This window comes from Luxibacter massiliensis (assembly GCF_900604355.1).
In the GTDB taxonomy this organism is placed as follows: domain Bacteria; phylum Bacillota; class Clostridia; order Lachnospirales; family Lachnospiraceae; genus Luxibacter; species Luxibacter massiliensis.
Genome location: NZ_UWOE01000001.1, coordinates 1417854 through 1433224, shown reverse-complemented (window position 1 = coordinate 1433224; position 15371 = coordinate 1417854). Strand labels below are relative to the sequence as shown.

The 15371-nt window shown below is 48.0% G+C and carries 14 protein-coding genes; 3 read left to right on the top strand and 11 right to left on the bottom strand.

Annotated elements, in window-relative coordinates; genetic code table 11:
* The first annotated feature begins 55 nt into the window (after window positions 1-55).
* Genes EFA47_RS06580 through EFA47_RS06570 form a run of 3 tightly spaced genes read left to right on the top strand, consistent with a single transcriptional unit; the run spans window position 56 to window position 1909 of the window.
* The gene (locus EFA47_RS06580; protein ID WP_122642548.1) at window positions 56-373 is read left to right on the top strand and encodes a PadR family transcriptional regulator; all 318 of its coding nucleotides are present in this window, start codon (window positions 56-58) and stop codon (window positions 371-373) included.
* Entirely contained in the window at window positions 370-966 is a 597-nt protein-coding gene (locus EFA47_RS06575) for a DUF1700 domain-containing protein (RefSeq protein WP_122642547.1), read from the top strand. Before EFA47_RS06580 ends, EFA47_RS06575 begins: the two co-directional genes overlap by 4 nt.
* Complete coding sequence (locus EFA47_RS06570; RefSeq protein ID WP_122642546.1) at window positions 950-1909, top strand: DUF4097 domain-containing protein; 960 nt, start codon at window positions 950-952, stop codon at window positions 1907-1909. Before EFA47_RS06575 ends, EFA47_RS06570 begins: the two co-directional genes overlap by 17 nt.
* An 86-nt stretch (window positions 1910-1995) precedes the next feature.
* Here EFA47_RS06570 and EFA47_RS06565 read toward each other — a convergent pair whose 3' ends face one another.
* The 11 genes from EFA47_RS06565 to EFA47_RS06515 all read right to left on the bottom strand — a co-directional run bounded on the left by EFA47_RS06565 (window position 1996) and on the right by EFA47_RS06515 (window position 15367).
* Window positions 1996-2343: an arsenate reductase family protein gene (locus tag EFA47_RS06565; RefSeq protein ID WP_122642545.1), complete on the bottom strand. Its 348-nt coding sequence runs from the start codon at window positions 2341-2343 to the stop codon at window positions 1996-1998.
* A 73-nt stretch (window positions 2344-2416) separates the two neighbouring features.
* On the bottom strand, window positions 2417-5044 hold the full coding sequence (locus EFA47_RS06560; protein ID WP_122642544.1) for a SpoIIE family protein phosphatase: 2628 nt from the start codon (window positions 5042-5044) through the stop codon (window positions 2417-2419).
* Entirely contained in the window at window positions 5045-5758 is a 714-nt protein-coding gene (locus tag EFA47_RS06555) for a GNAT family N-acetyltransferase (RefSeq protein ID WP_122642543.1), read from the bottom strand.
* Between the two features lie 10 nt (window positions 5759-5768).
* Window positions 5769-7331, bottom strand: coding sequence for an ATP-binding protein (locus EFA47_RS20150; RefSeq protein ID WP_122642542.1), 1563 nt, complete (start codon window positions 7329-7331; stop codon window positions 5769-5771).
* Complete coding sequence (locus tag EFA47_RS06545) at window positions 7306-7884, bottom strand: DUF4255 domain-containing protein (RefSeq protein ID WP_122642541.1); 579 nt, start codon at window positions 7882-7884, stop codon at window positions 7306-7308. The genes EFA47_RS20150 and EFA47_RS06545 overlap by 26 nt, the downstream gene beginning before the upstream one ends.
* An 18-nt stretch (window positions 7885-7902) precedes the next feature.
* Window positions 7903-8202 (bottom strand): STAS domain-containing protein, encoded by a 300-nt coding sequence (locus tag EFA47_RS06540; RefSeq protein ID WP_122642540.1) that lies wholly within the window; start codon window positions 8200-8202, stop codon window positions 7903-7905.
* 36 nt (window positions 8203-8238) lie between these two features.
* Window positions 8239-9258, bottom strand: coding sequence for a hypothetical protein (locus EFA47_RS06535; RefSeq protein WP_122642539.1), 1020 nt, complete (start codon window positions 9256-9258; stop codon window positions 8239-8241).
* Window positions 9255-11390, bottom strand: coding sequence for a baseplate J/gp47 family protein (locus EFA47_RS06530; RefSeq protein ID WP_122642538.1), 2136 nt, complete (start codon window positions 11388-11390; stop codon window positions 9255-9257). The genes EFA47_RS06535 and EFA47_RS06530 overlap by 4 nt, the downstream gene beginning before the upstream one ends.
* 16 nt (window positions 11391-11406) lie before the next feature.
* A complete protein-coding gene (locus EFA47_RS06525) occupies window positions 11407-14184 on the bottom strand; it encodes a baseplate J/gp47 family protein (RefSeq protein ID WP_164689938.1) in 2778 nt (925 codons plus the stop codon).
* On the bottom strand, window positions 14138-14515 hold the full coding sequence (locus EFA47_RS06520; RefSeq protein WP_122642536.1) for a GPW/gp25 family protein: 378 nt from the start codon (window positions 14513-14515) through the stop codon (window positions 14138-14140). Before EFA47_RS06520 ends, EFA47_RS06525 begins: the two co-directional genes overlap by 47 nt.
* 15 nt (window positions 14516-14530) lie before the next feature.
* Complete coding sequence (locus EFA47_RS06515; protein WP_164689937.1) at window positions 14531-15367, bottom strand: phage baseplate assembly protein V; 837 nt, start codon at window positions 15365-15367, stop codon at window positions 14531-14533.
* Window positions 15368-15371: the final 4 nt, after the last annotated feature.

The following is a 15371-nucleotide window of genomic DNA, read 5'->3' as shown; positions in this document are numbered from 1 at the left end:
TATTTATAAAAATTATATATAGGATTTATATATATGAAAGGAAAGGATTGGTATTATGACATTTACACTGAATACCCCGATGTTTGACTTTATTGTTCTGTCAGTGATTGCTCATGGCGATGCCTATGGCTACCAAATCAGCCAGATTATCAAACAGGCCGCCAACACCAAGGATTCTACTCTTTACCCAATTTTAAAGAGGCTACAGGACAGCCGTTATGTGGAGACTTACGACCAGCCATATCAGGGCCGGAACAGAAAGTACTACACAATCACTGATACGGGTCGCGCCCATCACCAAGTACTGCTAAAAGAATGGGATATTTATAAGACAACAATTGATGAGATTGTTAAGGGAGGGATTTCACAATGACTAAATCAGACTATATGACAATACTGGCACAGAAACTGCGCCGGCTTCCAAAAGAGGATTATGATACGGCCATCGACTATTTTGAAGAATATTTTGCTGATGCAGGCCCGGAGAATGAGCAGCAGGCTATCCAAGACTTAGGGGCGCCCCAGGACGCTGCCAACGAGCTGATTATCAACCTGGCGCTGAAAACATCCCAGGAGCCTCCCCGCTCTGTAAAGCGTGGCCTCTCCGCACTTTGGATCGGTATTCTGGCAGTGTTTGCGGCTCCAGTCGCACTGCCGCTGGCACTGGCCTTTTTAATCATACTTTTCTGCATTGTAATTGTAGTTTTGGCCATGATCTTTTGTCTCTTCCTCAGTGCTATTGCAGTAGCCGCAAGCGGAGTAATCGGCTTTATTGGGGGCGCTGTTCTTCTATTTACTACATTCTCAGACGGCCTTGCCACTATCGGATTAAGCCTATTTGCCTTAGGCGCAGGATTACTCTTTGTATATGCTTCTGCTGTATTCTGCCGCTGGTTTTTAAAAAGAATATCTAAATCACTCGGGAAAATCACAAAGGGAGGAAAGAAATATGAAAACAACCACTAAAAGAATTCTTGTTATAGCAGCTGCCCTTATAGCCGCCGGCATACTGTTTACCGGTCTCGGCCTATTTCTGGGCGGGCGTCCCGGAATCGCCATTACGAGCAGTGGAATTCGTTCGGCCTCCTACAATCCAGAGCCTTATTCGCTGCAGAAAACAAAACTAGATTCATTCGACAGTGTATCCATGGTTGTAAATTCCTACGCGGATATACAAATACTCCCTTCTGGGGACGAAAATTATTATCTGGAATATAATCTGGATGGAACATATGAGAAACCCTTCTATGAGATAAACAACCATACGCTTACCTTCAGCCAGGATGGAACTAACAGCGTGATTCAGACTCTGGGATTCTTTGAATATGGTTTTAGTTCTTCTGACCCATACGTCATTTTATATATACCTCAGGATAAGTCTATAAATACACTGGAGCTCTATAACGATTCAGGCGATGTGGACATCGAGAAGGTCAATGCAGGAAACACTGAGCTCTCTGTAGATTATGGGGATTTGTATATAAAAGATACAGAATTTAAGGCATTGTCCTTAACTCTCAACAGCGGCGATCTGGAAATGGAAGATACTAAGGCCCACAGCCTAGAGCTATATAATGACTATGGAGATGCCACACTGAAGAATTTTGACTGCGGCACTGCCCAGATTACTATGGATTCCGGCGACCTGTCTGTGGACGCGGCCAGACTTGAGAGCTTGGACTGCACGAACAATTACGGTGAGGTATCTGTCCGGCTGCCGGAAAAACTGGACACCTATGCCTTTGACCTCTCTGCAGATTATGGAGATATCCATATCCCCAGTGATGCCCTCCAGGGATTTTATTCATCCAGCGGGGACATGGAACAATACTATAAGACAGAAGGCAACGGTAAATATAAAATAACAGTGTACTGCGATTCTGGAGATATAGAAATTCAGGAGAGATAAATAGACTGAATTGTTTTAAAGCACTACATAGGGGTCTGTCCCTTTTGCAAAAGGGACAGACCCCTATTAAATATTTCCTACAATTCCTACAATTTCTCTTCCCATTCTTTTTCTTTGAATCCAGTGAGCACTGCATCCTCTGTCACGATTATAGGCCGTTTAACCAGCATACCATCTGTGGCCAGAAGTTCCAGCTGCTCCTCTTCGCTCATATCGGGGAGGCGGTCTTTGAGTTTCAGTTCTTTATACAGCATCCCGCTCGTATTGAAGAAGCGTTTCAGCGGCAGGCCGCTTTTCTGGTACCATTCTTTCAATTCTTCTTTTTTGGGGTTGTCCGTCTTGATATCTCTCTCTTCATAGGTTTTCCCCTGAGCATCCAGCCATTTCCTGGCCCTCTGGCAGGTAGTGCATTTCGGATAGCATATAAATAACATTCTTTTTCCTCCTGTTCTATATTTGATTATTTGCTATGAATACTATAATCCTATTGGAAGAAAATTACAACCATCATGTTGTAGGCCCTGACAGGATTTCACCCCTGGCTGCCTGTGACGCGCCCGTACAGGAACCGTCGCTGAATTTCTTTATGATAGTCAATCTATTTTGTTTTTCCTTAAAAAGGTAATGTACTTCATCCATGCTCTGCCTGACTATATAAATTCCCAGGCCCCCTATGGGCCGCTCCCCTGCTGTAAGTTGTATATCCGGAAGGGGATGCCAAAGTGGGTTATAGGGAAATCCACTGTCTATAAAGGTTACTTTTACCTCTTTTTCTGTACAGGCCAGCCGGATTGCCACATCGCCGGGCAGGTTCTTATAGGCATATTGTGCAATGTTTGTAAATATCTCCTCAGCTGCCATCTGGATTTCCCTGTGGATTTTCTCTGCATACGCTGTCCCCCGGGGCAGGCGGTGGGATATTTTTCTGTCCAAAAACTCCCTCACCCATGGTAAATATTGCACATCCGCTTTCAGATACAAAGTATTTCTTGATTTTTCATCAGGCTGGTATTTCAGTGCCAGCATCGTAATATCGTCTGCCTGGTCCGCACTGCCTATATATGCGTCCAGCTCTGCTGCCATATCTTTTATCAGTCCCTGTGCCTTATGGGATCTGCTTTTTAAGACACCCCCCCAAAGCCTTTGGTTTCCATACAGTTCTCCTTCTTCATTCAGGGCCTCTGTGACCCCGTCCGTATACGTAAAAAGCATATCCCGGGGTTGTAAAAACAGCTCCTTTGCCCGGTATTTTGTGCCTTCCATGGCAGCCAGCACAAAATCAGCAGGCCCATCCAGCCAGGTAATAATTTTGTCCGTCCCTTTCCCGGATATATCTGTCCCTGCAATCAATACAGGAGGATTATGGCCTGCATTTATATAGGTAAATTTTCCACTTTCTAACTCCAGGCAGCCTGCAAATACTGTCACAAACATCCCTGCCTCGTTATTTTGGCAAAGCTGCCTATTCACCTTCTCAAAGGCTTCCTCCATCCCCCTTCCCGATGACATATGATCCTTAATCAAAGTCTTAGCCACCACCATAAAAAGCGCCGCCGGTATCCCCTTCCCCGACACATCTGCAATAATAATGCACAGCCTATTGTTATCTATGAGGAAAAAATCATAAAAATCACCGCCTACCTCCCGGGCAGGATTCATAGATGCAAAAATATCCAGTTCCTCCCTCTCTGGGAAAGCAGGGAAAATACAAGGCAGCATGGACACCTGTATTTGTGTGGCCACATGAAGCTCCGTGGCCAGCCTCTCTTTTTCTGCCGTGAGGCCTGCCAGATTAGAAATATACGTTTTCAAAGACTGGGTCATAGATGCAAACGCCCGGCTCAATTCTTCTATCTCATCATGGGTCTCTATGTGGGAAATATAGTCCAGGCTTTTGCCGTCAATCCTTTTTACATCCCTGGTCAGTTCTGCAATAGGGCCGGAAATCTTCCCTGCTGTTTTTTGCGCAGCCGCAGCCACGGCGGATAAAAGCAGTGCAACAACAACCGCCCACAGGGCACAAATAACCATAATCTGCCCAGACAGCTTCTCTTCTGCCTTTTGTGCAGTCTTTTCCAGTTCTTTTCCCCCGCTGCTTGCCGCCTGCTCAAATTCCTGCCTGTCCAGGACGATAAAGATATTCCAGTCCGTTATCTGCATTGCCGCGTACATTACATATTTTTCCTTTCCCTGTATTTTACTGTTGAATATCTGGGAAGTGTCTGCATTGGGTTTATCTCTCAAGCTGCCTAAAATTTTCTGGCTCCCGCTTCCTAAAAACAATTCCAAATCCCCGGCGTTGCCATCTGTCATCCCCGGAGCCGCCACCATCTCCCCCCAATCAGATATGAGCATGGCATAACCGCCAAACTCCAAGTGAATTTCATCAATCATGTCCTCCACATCATCGATCAGAAGGTCCAATGCCAGCACCCCTAAAAGCTTTCCACTGCTGTCAATACAGGGCAAACTGAAAGTCACCACCAATTTCTCCGCAAATGCATCTGCATAGGCTTTGGAGATTATCAGTGTCTCCGTTTTAGCTGCCTGTACATACCAATCTCTTGTACGTCCCTCAAATACTGGTGGTTTTTTGGCATAATCTGCATCATACCCTATATTGGCGCCTGTCTCTGAAGTATAATAAATGCGTAAAACCTGCCTGTTATTTTCTGACAGGCTTTGGAAATATGGCAGTATATTTCCCAGCCTGTATATCTCTTCTTTTATCTCCCCTTCAAATTTTAGTTTTTCAGGCAATAGCCAATGCATTTTCTTGCCCCTTCCTTTTGTTTCCCCCGCCCTGTTATATGCCACCTCCCCATATCTTCCCGGGTTCTCATATATATCCCTGATCCCCCCTGCCACAGTCTCCATAGACAACTCCGTCTGCTGCAGGCGGCTACTGATTGTCTGGCTGCAGCTCAATGCATATTTCCGGGCCTGTGAACTCATCTCCTCTGCTAGCAAGTCTGTACATTGTTCCACAAACTGACGGCTGATTTGTTCAGTGGCTTGTATGCCTGTGTTTCTCATAATAAACAGGCCTGCGGCACAAGCCAGGATCACTACTCCCATGCCTGCCCCCAAAAGCCCCACCAGCAGCTTTAAAATCTTATGTTCAATCTTCTCCATTTACGTTCTCTCAATCTGGATTCTGTGCTCCCTCTTAAGTTCTTCACCAATGGCCAGAGTTCTGGAATGGCAGAACGAAAACACATGGGGGACAACCCACACCCTCAGTCCTTCCAGATCTATCCTGCGCACTGGCGCCTTCCCCTCATATATGCCTCCCAGCATCAGCATATTTATATAGCTTGGTTTGTTGAGCAGTCCCACTTCGATTCTGCGCCCCAGGGCCTCAAAAGCCACCGTCTCATATACATCACAGATGCTCTGTTTATATCCCCCGTCCACAAGGGACTGGAACACAGTGCAATATAATAGGGCACCTATATGCCGGCCTCCATACCGGGGATCTACCACAATTTCCCTGGGGTAGGCGGCCCCCTCTTTGTAAAACCGGGGCAGAAGATACTCATTATAATCTGCAAACCAGAAACTTCCCACTGTCCGGCCATTTTCGTCCTCAAAAACCGCCCACAGGGTGTGGGGGTCAAATATTTCTCTTTCTATGTCAGACTCCCCCATAATCAAATACATACCGCCTATCTTATCAAATGCCTCCGGATTCCCTGGAGAAAGCCGCCAAAAGCAATTTCCTCTGCGGACTGCACATGCGCGGTACAGTCTGGCCAAAGGCATAATGTCAGGAACGGCCGCTCTTCGGAAGTGGTAAGTTCCTTTTTGAGTTATCACAGTCCCCTTGTACCTTATCTGATCCAGCATCGTATGTTCCTTATACCTCCTCAAAATCCGACTCTAATAACACTCTTCCATATTTCTCAAAACATAGTACCATGGCCTGGCATATGTGGTTCCTTGTAATACTTCCCTCCCCGGAAGCTGCCATGAAAGCGGCATCCAGTGCAATTTCCCTGATCTCGCTACCTGAAATTTCAAACTTTTCAGCAAAAAATTTAAGATTCACGCCTTTATCCAGCGGTGCCTTTTGCGGAAAAGCCTTTTCCCACAGTTCTTCTCTTGCCTTCCTATCAGGCAGGCGGAAATGTACCACCATTTTCATCCGCCTCTTAAACGCATCGTCCAGCTGGTTTTTCAGATTCGTGGCCAGTATAGTCATGCCTTCATACTCCTCCAGCCGCTGCAGAAGATGGGCGGTCTCACTGTTTCCATGGCGGTCATTGGCATCCTTTATCTCTGTCCTCCTGGCAAAAACTGCATCTGCCTCGTCAAAAAACAATATCACATTTCTTTTCCTGGCCTGGTCAAATATCTGGCTGATATTCTTCTGTGTCTCCCCTATATACTTGCTGCTTAGCTGAGACAGATCAACCCGGTAGAGCTCCATGCCAAGTTCCCCTGCAATCACTTGGGCGGCCATTGTTTTACCAGTCCCCGGCGGGCCATAAAATAAAGCACAGACCCCATTTCCATAAGGCCTCCTTTCATAAAATCCCCATTGGCTCCCTACCACATATCTGTATTTCACCTGGTTTAAGAGAATCTCAAGCTGCCCCCGGGCCCTATCATCTATAACCAGATCCTCCCACTTAAAGACACAGGGGAGCTTCCTCGCCAGATTCCCCATACTGTCCTGCCTATAGACGCTGGCTGCCTCAGCTATATCCTCCTCAGCCAACACCTCCCTGCCCTGGCCATCCCGGTATAATCCTGCTGTCCGTAAAAGCGCTTTTATACTGCCTCCATTCAGATTGTACTGCTCCGCCAGGAGCGCTGCCTCTATAGTCTGTTCTCTAGGGTAAAAAGACAGAAAATACTCCCACAGGCGGATTCTTTCTTCTGTCCCGGGAGAGGCAAGGACAAATTCGGCCAGTTCCCATTTGAATCCCCCCAGGCCTGGGCCAGGTTCTGCAGAGGTAATAAAACAGGAAATCCCCGCCCTGGCCAATCCCTCAAGCAATCCTTCCCATAAGGCGTCATCTTCCGCCCCTTCTTTTCCACATATACAGAGCCGGTACCCCCCAGTCCTTATTTTTTCTTCCAGCATTTTAACCAGAAGCGCTCCGTGCTCTTCATATTTCTTTAAAAGTAGGCTGTACTCTGTCCACAGAACCCTAATATTACATCTATAGAACAGATGTCTTAAAAGTAACTTCCTTCCACTTCCTCTTTCCCCGCGCACCACAATAAGGCGGGGATAAAAACAGTCCCCTGCCTTTTCTATATTTACAAGGCGCTCTAACTCTCCCTCGTAGAGCAGAAGCGGTTCAGGCTTCTTTTTATTCTCCCCAGGCCATGTAAATTCTGAGAGAAAAGCTTCCAGCGCGGCTGCCCTGTCCCTCTTTTCCATATTATTTGTTTCTATATAATATTCCATCTCTCTCCTCCAGTCGCCCCACCTGGATCTGGGGCCGCCTAACCCTTGAAACACTGCGGATATAGGCTGAGTCTATTACAACAGGAGAGGCTTTATAAAATAGCGATACTGCATAAGGCGCTTTACCGAAATTCCAGAGTTTCATTTTATCTTCTGTGGATATGCGCAGCATCTGCATCCTGGTCTCCTCCCCGCCCGCACTGATCTTCGGATAGTCGTGAAAATACTGGATAATCTGCCCCAGAATCCTCTCCTCCTGCACTACCTTGAATTTCTGGTCACTCTGCAGGCAGGCTGTCATCATATAATAAAGGGATAAATAAACCGGGGGGCCCTTCTGCCTGGCATCATCTAAATTCATCATTCCCAGAGTTCTGACCTCCTCACTCTCCTGCAAATCATATAAATATATGGACAGCGAATACTCTGTACAATTTTCTGGACTGCAAAGGCCAATACTATTTTGATCCGGTATAAGGCCGGGGGCCAGCTGCTTACGCATAACCCGCAGGATCTCTTCACTGACATCCGCAATAGCTGTATATTTTCCCATAACATATATTCCCACCTGTCAGGCCAAATGGAGGACCTTTGCAAACCCTGTCATCTCCAATACTTCCATTACCGAAGGGCGGATATGTGTAAGAACCAGGCTCCCGCCTTTTGCCTGGGCAGTCTTTTCTCCCATCAAAAGCACCCGTAACCCTGCGCTGGATATATAATCCACCTCTCCTAAATCCAGCCTGATATGTACATGTTTCTGGAATCCGTCCAGAACAGCATCCTGCACCAACCTGCTTGTGTTTGTATCAATACGCCCCTCTACCTGTATCAAAATTTCATTTTCCTGTATCTGTTCTGTTATTTCCATCTTATATCTACTTCCTTTCTTTATATTTCCAAGCCTTTATTGAGCCAGTGCACATAGATCTGCCCCACTGTCTGTATCAAGCACCGCCTCCTCACACCAATATGCACGTGCGTTGATATCTAGGAAACAATATTCATCCATCCCCCAGGGTTCTTGATAGGATAAGACATTGAGCCTTACATAGACAGGCTTAAACTGTATCAGAAAAAACAAAAGCTTCAGCTCCTCTGAGGGGGCCAGTTTCTGATGAAGGAGCAGGGTCACATCCAGCATTTTCTGTCCTTTTGTATGCTCAATCAACAGTGGTGTCTCATGAACCAGCAATTCCGTCAGTTCCTCTATCACCTTCTTAGTCCCCTTTATTTTTACATAACGCCCCGCATTCCTGAGCAGGCTTTGCAGTTCTCCCTCTGTAAGCAGGCCCTCCCCAATATCTATCCCAAACCAGCCTGCCAGTTCTCTCAACACATATCCCGGCGAAGTTTCCAGGTCAAAAAGTTTTCCCGTCTCTTTTATCTTTTCCTCCATGTCATAGTAGACCGAAGAGAGCACTGAGAGATATCTGTGAAAGCTGCCTCCCCTTTCCTGGTAAATTTCTGGGAATGTCCTAAGAAAATGATCCCCGGGGTTTATGACCTGAATATACTGTATAGTCCCTCCGGCCCCATTCTGAATTCGCATATATATCCACAAATATCTTCCCCAAACCTCATAGAGAAGTATGTCCCTCTGATTGAAAAAAGGGCCCGCCCCATTTTCTTTGAAGAAACTCTGTACATCCGTATGGGCGGCGGGATCTCCGGCCATAAACTCTTCCATAATATCCCCATTTTCTGCTGCCAGAGCATACACAGATAAAATACATCCCTCCGGCAATTCGGGACGGAAGCGCAGCCGCCCCCACTGTGCGCCCTCCTTTCCCCCATCCAGGCAGGGCAGGCAAATCTCATGGCAGTCTGTATCTGTATCCAATATTAGAATACCGTCCCTGCCTGCCTCTATCCCTTTCTTCCATGCCCGCCTCAGTTTTGCATATCCCATCGTATAACATTTCATAGAATATTGCTCCCTTTGACCGACAGCCTGATCTCTCCCGGACAGCACAGGGCCTGATTCGGAATCCAAATAGTATCCCCGCGGCTGCCCATGCCTCTGGCTTCTTCCCTGAGCAATGGATTCCATCCAGGCATCAGCCTTAGCCTGCGCACTCTCTCCACACAGGGCAGGCCCTCCAGCATGTCCACAATCTGGCTGATGATAAGCGGCTGCCCAAACTCCTGGTTTCCGTTTGCATAGTCCAGGACGCCCTCCAGTGCCTGCCTAATCTCCTGGCGGCTGTCTGGGTACTGTATTTTCACTTCCACCTCAGCCTGTACATCTATCTCGATATATTCCGGATCCCTTACTTCTGTCCCAGTGCAAAGGAGCCTTTTCCCCTCAAGATATTCCTCAATTTTCCGTCTGTATAAAGGGGACAATTTTGGCCGGTTTGTCTCACTAAAAGGTTTTACATAGACAACTATTTTTCTGCCTCCCTGCTCTGTGCAGGCCCGCACTTTATGTATACATAAATCTGGTATGTGCCTCACTGCGTGCTCATAATCTTCCTCTGTCACAAGCACATCCAGACGCTTCCTCTCCTTGGCGATTCTTGCCTTGAATCCCTCATCTTTTTCCCTCTTCCTTCCCCCCATCCCTGGGAGCGGGTTATAAAACCAATCCTTGTCCTGGCCCTTAACACGGAAAAACTGATTCCCGGGCAGTACGTTCCCCTCTTCCCCTCCATGATGCACATACTGGCTGAGATACACCCGGCATCCTTCAAAATCCCCGGCATCCAAAATACAGACTGCATGGCTTCCAAAATCATATGTAAACTCAATATGCCCACACTTTTTATCCCCTGGTTTAAAAAACCAGAACCTTTTCCCTTGGCCTCCTTCTCTTTCCGCCATCATTTCCATTGATCCCAACAACGGCTCACCCGGCAATGTAAGGGGAAATTCCTGTCTGTCATACCCATATAGAACTCCTAACAGTCTGTGAACTGTCATCTCTTCCTCCATACAAATTACTTTTACCGCCTGGGGAATATCCTCCGCATCCTCCCATACATCTAACTGAAAAATAGCTTCCTCTTTGGTATCCTGCCTGATATACTCCCCCTTGGCCATCCGCCTCTCTTCATCCTGTACCTTTCCAGGTTCCCAGTGTCTTTCTATGAGCTGTCTGTAGCCATCATTATTATTTCCTGCATAGACAAAAATGTACCTGTTCTCTGCCAGACAGGACGGCAGGCGTATTTCCTGGCCAGGCCCTTTTTCCAGGGACAGGATTCTTGTATTTTTTTCGTACACAGATAGTAAGGGCCCCTCTATATTTTTCACTTCAGGTATCTGGTCATACATAACAGATTTCAAGGCACATTTTATCATAAAACCGCTCAGCTCCCCTATCTGCCCCCTGGCAGGCTCCGCCTCCTTTTTCAGCCTGACGCTGATCCTGCCGGATTTCAAAAACACGCTGGTACTGTCAATGCAGGAGGTCTGAATATACCCTTCTCTTGTGTAATAACTCCAGTCTGCCTCTGCAAAAGTGACGGCTTCTCCCCCATCAGCCGGGTTGCGGCAATAGTTGTCCTGTGCTGTCACATAAAACTGCAGGCTATACTCTGTCCCCAGGGGAAGATCGTCCAAAATAAAGTATACACAGTCCCCCACTGCAGGCCTGTCTCCAAATATTCTGACAGGAGCAGAATATTTGGCCCCCGGCTGTGCCAGCCTGACCAGCTTGGCTCCCCTTTTCTCCCGGTAAATACCCACTATGCCCCCAGCAGGCAAAACCTGGTCTTGACGGGCCTCAAAACAGGTGTCTCCCAGATAGAACTTTTCCCCTTCTACGACCTGGCTTTTGTGCCCGTCTCTCCGGGGGCGCAAAAACACCTCTGCACAGCTTTGCTCCTGCCTCTCCATCCCCAAAAGCCGGGCCAGGAAAGAAAGGGCCTGTTCCGGCATCTCCTGTACCTCCTGCTGAAGGAGAAGAGAGAAGGCCGTCAGATTTTCCAGAATGGTAATTCCAGGATCTGAGGGCAGGCGGTTTGTCCACTCCTCATTATATACGTGGATTTGGGCCAATGCCTTGGCCAGCGCCTTCTCATACTGCCCATTTTTCTTTTCTGTATCTGCCATATTTCACCCTCCCTCCTCATATTGTCTCTATATGGATCTGGTGGTTTCCATTTATACAAACTCCCTGGGGCATAGAAGGCAGATCTTCCAGGTCTTTCTCGTGATATCCTGTTTCATCTGTATAAGAAACCACAATCTGCATCCTCCCCAAGCACATCCCTTTTGCCGCCCCTGCCAGCGCCCGTTCAACTTCCCATACATCTGGGAGCCTGCCAATGCCAAAACGCCTGCGGCCTCCCAGCTCTTCTTCCAGATAACTGCGAAGTCTTTCTGCAACCATATCCTCCGCCTCTAATACGCCATGTGTATCTGCCAGGATCCAGGCATGGACAGAGACTTGAATAAAAACTGGCTCCCGGATTATAAGGCCTCCTTTTAAAAGGACTGGGGCATACTGCTCCAAATGGACTTTCAGTGGTTCCCTTAACTGCTCAAAAACCCCTGCCCCAAAGGGCTGCACAAGTACCAGCAGGCTGTCTGGCCCCTGTTCTCCCATCCAAAGAGAGGCCTCCACAATTTGGCTGGAAAAAGCCTTTGCCCTGGCTACAATATCTGGGCCTGACACGGCTTTTGTCCCAATACCCAGAAAGCCTTTATTCCTCCTTAACATTTCCTCACAGGACTCTCCTTTACTTCCTCCATAGGCTCCTGTGGGAGTATAGGCCCGGTTTAAGAACAAATAAGAACGGGCAGGATCTAAGCTGGCCCAAGCCGGAATATTCCCCCTGTCACCGTCACAGGCAGCTACCCGAATCTTCCAGGCCGTCCCTTCCGTCTCTGGGGGGATCTGTCCGTCCCCCAAACGTAATATACGTTTCTGGCGGTCCAGCCTGAAATATCTGCCGTCCCCCTCATCTTTGCCTTCCTGCTCCCATTTCACAAAAAATTCAGACAGCCGGCCCTGAATATCATATACAGCCTGAATCCGGCCAGGCTGCTCTGCGGCCATCTGTTTTTGTTCCTCTTCCGTGAGACTGCTTTTTTCATTCACCCACACTTGGGCATCTATAATACAAGTTTCTGGGAGGGATACCTCTATTCTGGCCTCCACTTGCTCCAGACTGTACTCTTTCCAGTCCGAGACCTCCATATTCACGGCATCCACTGCGTTCCACAGACACCCAATCAGTTTCGGGAAATGTTTTTTCTCTCTGTCCTTTTCCAAGTCCTGAATACGTATCCAAAATAGCTTTTCCCCTTCAAAGGTAGCCATTGCTGCATCTGAGGGTACCAAAAATCTGAGAATTCCACTCCCTGTAAATCCGTCTGTCCCGTCTATGACATGCAGGGGCTTAAACCCATCTTCTGCCGAGTACTCAAAAACGGGCTTAAGGCCTCTGCCCCCGCCTGCAGGTGTAAGTTCCATGTAAAGTCCCACTGGCCCCGGAGGCGGTACTTTGTCAAAACCCAGTACTAGCCACTCTCCCGTATAAGGGAAAGGGCCAAACAGTTCCGGCATCTCCCCTCTTTCTATCCCCTCCTTAAGTTCCGCCTTCCTGTTCCCCCAAAAACGGGTGACTGCCTTTGGCCTGACTCCTTTTTCCCCATATGACCAGGCGAACCGTATATTCTCAACCACAGGATAATGATGGATGGCCCCTGGCGCATAGCCATTTTTCACCTGAAGTATCTGCAGGCGCATGCAGCGCGCCTTCCGTCCCCCCACAACTGCCCTCTCCCAGCCTTCTGGACAGCAGAATATAATCTTCCCCTGCTTTTTCCCTTCAAATACTTGGGTAAATATACCATCCCCCTCCGTTATATCCAATGTACAGAATCCCTCCCCATTAAAATACGAAATACTAATCTCCAGCGGATAGATATGCGGCGGCTCTGGCTCTTTCCCCTCTGGACGGCGCCGCATGATTGGCTTTAATTCCTGCTTTTTAGCCTGCTTCTCCCTGGTGTCACAGCTCCCCCAGCCAAGTTCAAAAGTACAGGCGATTTCTGCCCCCTCTCTGGCAAAGACATCATCCCCCTCTATCCAGCATTCCTGATAGGGGAGAATCTCCCTGCCAAACAAGGGGCAGGCTTCCCCTTTTAATTCTCTGCTTCCATCATAGAGAAAACGGGGGGCAATGCCCCATCCCCCGGCCTGCAGCCTTATATTTTGAGCCGCCAGCCTGTGGCTGCCAGGCGGGCGTTTTATGTCCACATGGCCTGTATCCAATAGGGGGTGAGTCACTCTGACCCTTTCCCGGTACAAGTTTTCCCCTGCAAAGGAAAAAAGAGGCCTTGCTTTTTTACCCGCGTCCAAATCATATGCCACAATCTTTTTATGTTCCTGGCTGACCCCAAAGACTTTAGAAAGCCTGACCGGAGAAGCCAGAATATCTTGGACAGTTTCAAAAGGAATCCTCTGGCCCTCATCTGTGCCAGCCTTATAGAACTTACTGCCCTTTTCTACAGGCACCCCCTTGGCTCCTTCTTCGTCCACATCCAAAACCAGAACTGTACGGGCAGGCACACAGGGAGCCGGGCGCACACCCAGCACATCCGCCAGATAAGCTTTACATTTTTCCTTTAACTGACAGCGCCCTGCCTCCGCCTCTGCAAGCTGCCCTGCAAAAATCAAGGCAATCACGGCACCTATATCCGGCGCCTTTGTATCCAGCCTCCACTGAGGCACATATGACTCAGAAAGCCGGGCCATCTCCATTACTATTTCTGCTTTTATCTCCTCCAGGCTGCTTCCCCGGGTGGGCACTTTCTGCCCCTGTCTTTTATCCACATTGTCCTGTCCTCTGCTATATGGAGAACTCCACACGGCCCCTGCCTCCCTCCTCCAATTCATAATCTACTTCCAGCACAATAGACTGGTTTTTCCCATCATACCGTGCCGTAGCCGTAACATCGCTTACTCTAGGCTCCTGAAGCAAAATCGTCTGTTTGACATCCCTCTCTATCATATGGAGCCTGGTAGGCGCAGGGTCCGTAAAAGGGTAAGATAAGGTGGAACTCCCAAAATCCGGCCTTGTAAAGCGTTCCGATTTCTGAGTCATCAGGATTAAATAGATGGATTCTTTTACATTCTCCTCCCCTTCTGATACTAGAAAACAGCCTGTGGCTGGATTGACCTGGGGCGGAAACTTCATACCCCTGTATCCATTACTTTTCTCTTCCATATCCCACTCCCCATACTATCCAATCTTTACGGGATTCCCTGTCACTGTCAGCATCCCCCCGCTGGACTGCTTTAAGACAGAGGAAGCCTCAATCATAGCCTGTTGGGCGGATATTTTGGCCGAACCCCCGGCCTGTAACTCCAATGCCCTTCCCGCTTTGGCCTGTATCTTATCTGCCTCAACCACTATTGCGCCGTTCCCCCCATTCATGGTGACTAAAATGCTGTCTCCGACCTGGATAGTCAGTTTTTTCTCCGCCGTAATATGTATGGCCTTATCTTTCAAATCCATTTCTATAGACACAGTCCTTTCCTTATCCTCCGCCATAATGGCCTCCCTCTCATTATCCAGAAGGAACCTGCACTTCTCTCCAGCTGTCATGATATGGATTTGATCCTTTACACTGTCCCCGGGATGGTCTATAAACTGTATACAACTCCCATTTTTAGTGACAATCCCCTTAATCTGGTTTTTTTCATCTGCCGCCTTTCTGACAATAGAATCACTATCCCTTGGTATACTGGCAAGGACGTATGGTTTTTCTATATTACCATTTTCAAATATAAGAAGTACCTGATCCCCTTTTTCTGGATGGAAATAGCACCCCCAGCTGTCTCCGCTGTACGGCCGGGCCACCTTGGCCCACTTCAGTACATTGGCCTGGTCATCCCGCACAGGGATTCTGACCCTCACATATCCGGGCAGGTCCTTATTGAAATTCTCTTCTACAATACCGGTCATTACCCCTGAGACACGCTCATCTCCAGTCTCGGTCTTCTGTATCTGCCGCCCTTGAATTTCATCTAATATATCCAGCAATTCCATGTTGAACCCTACCTCTCCTTCTCCCAAACCA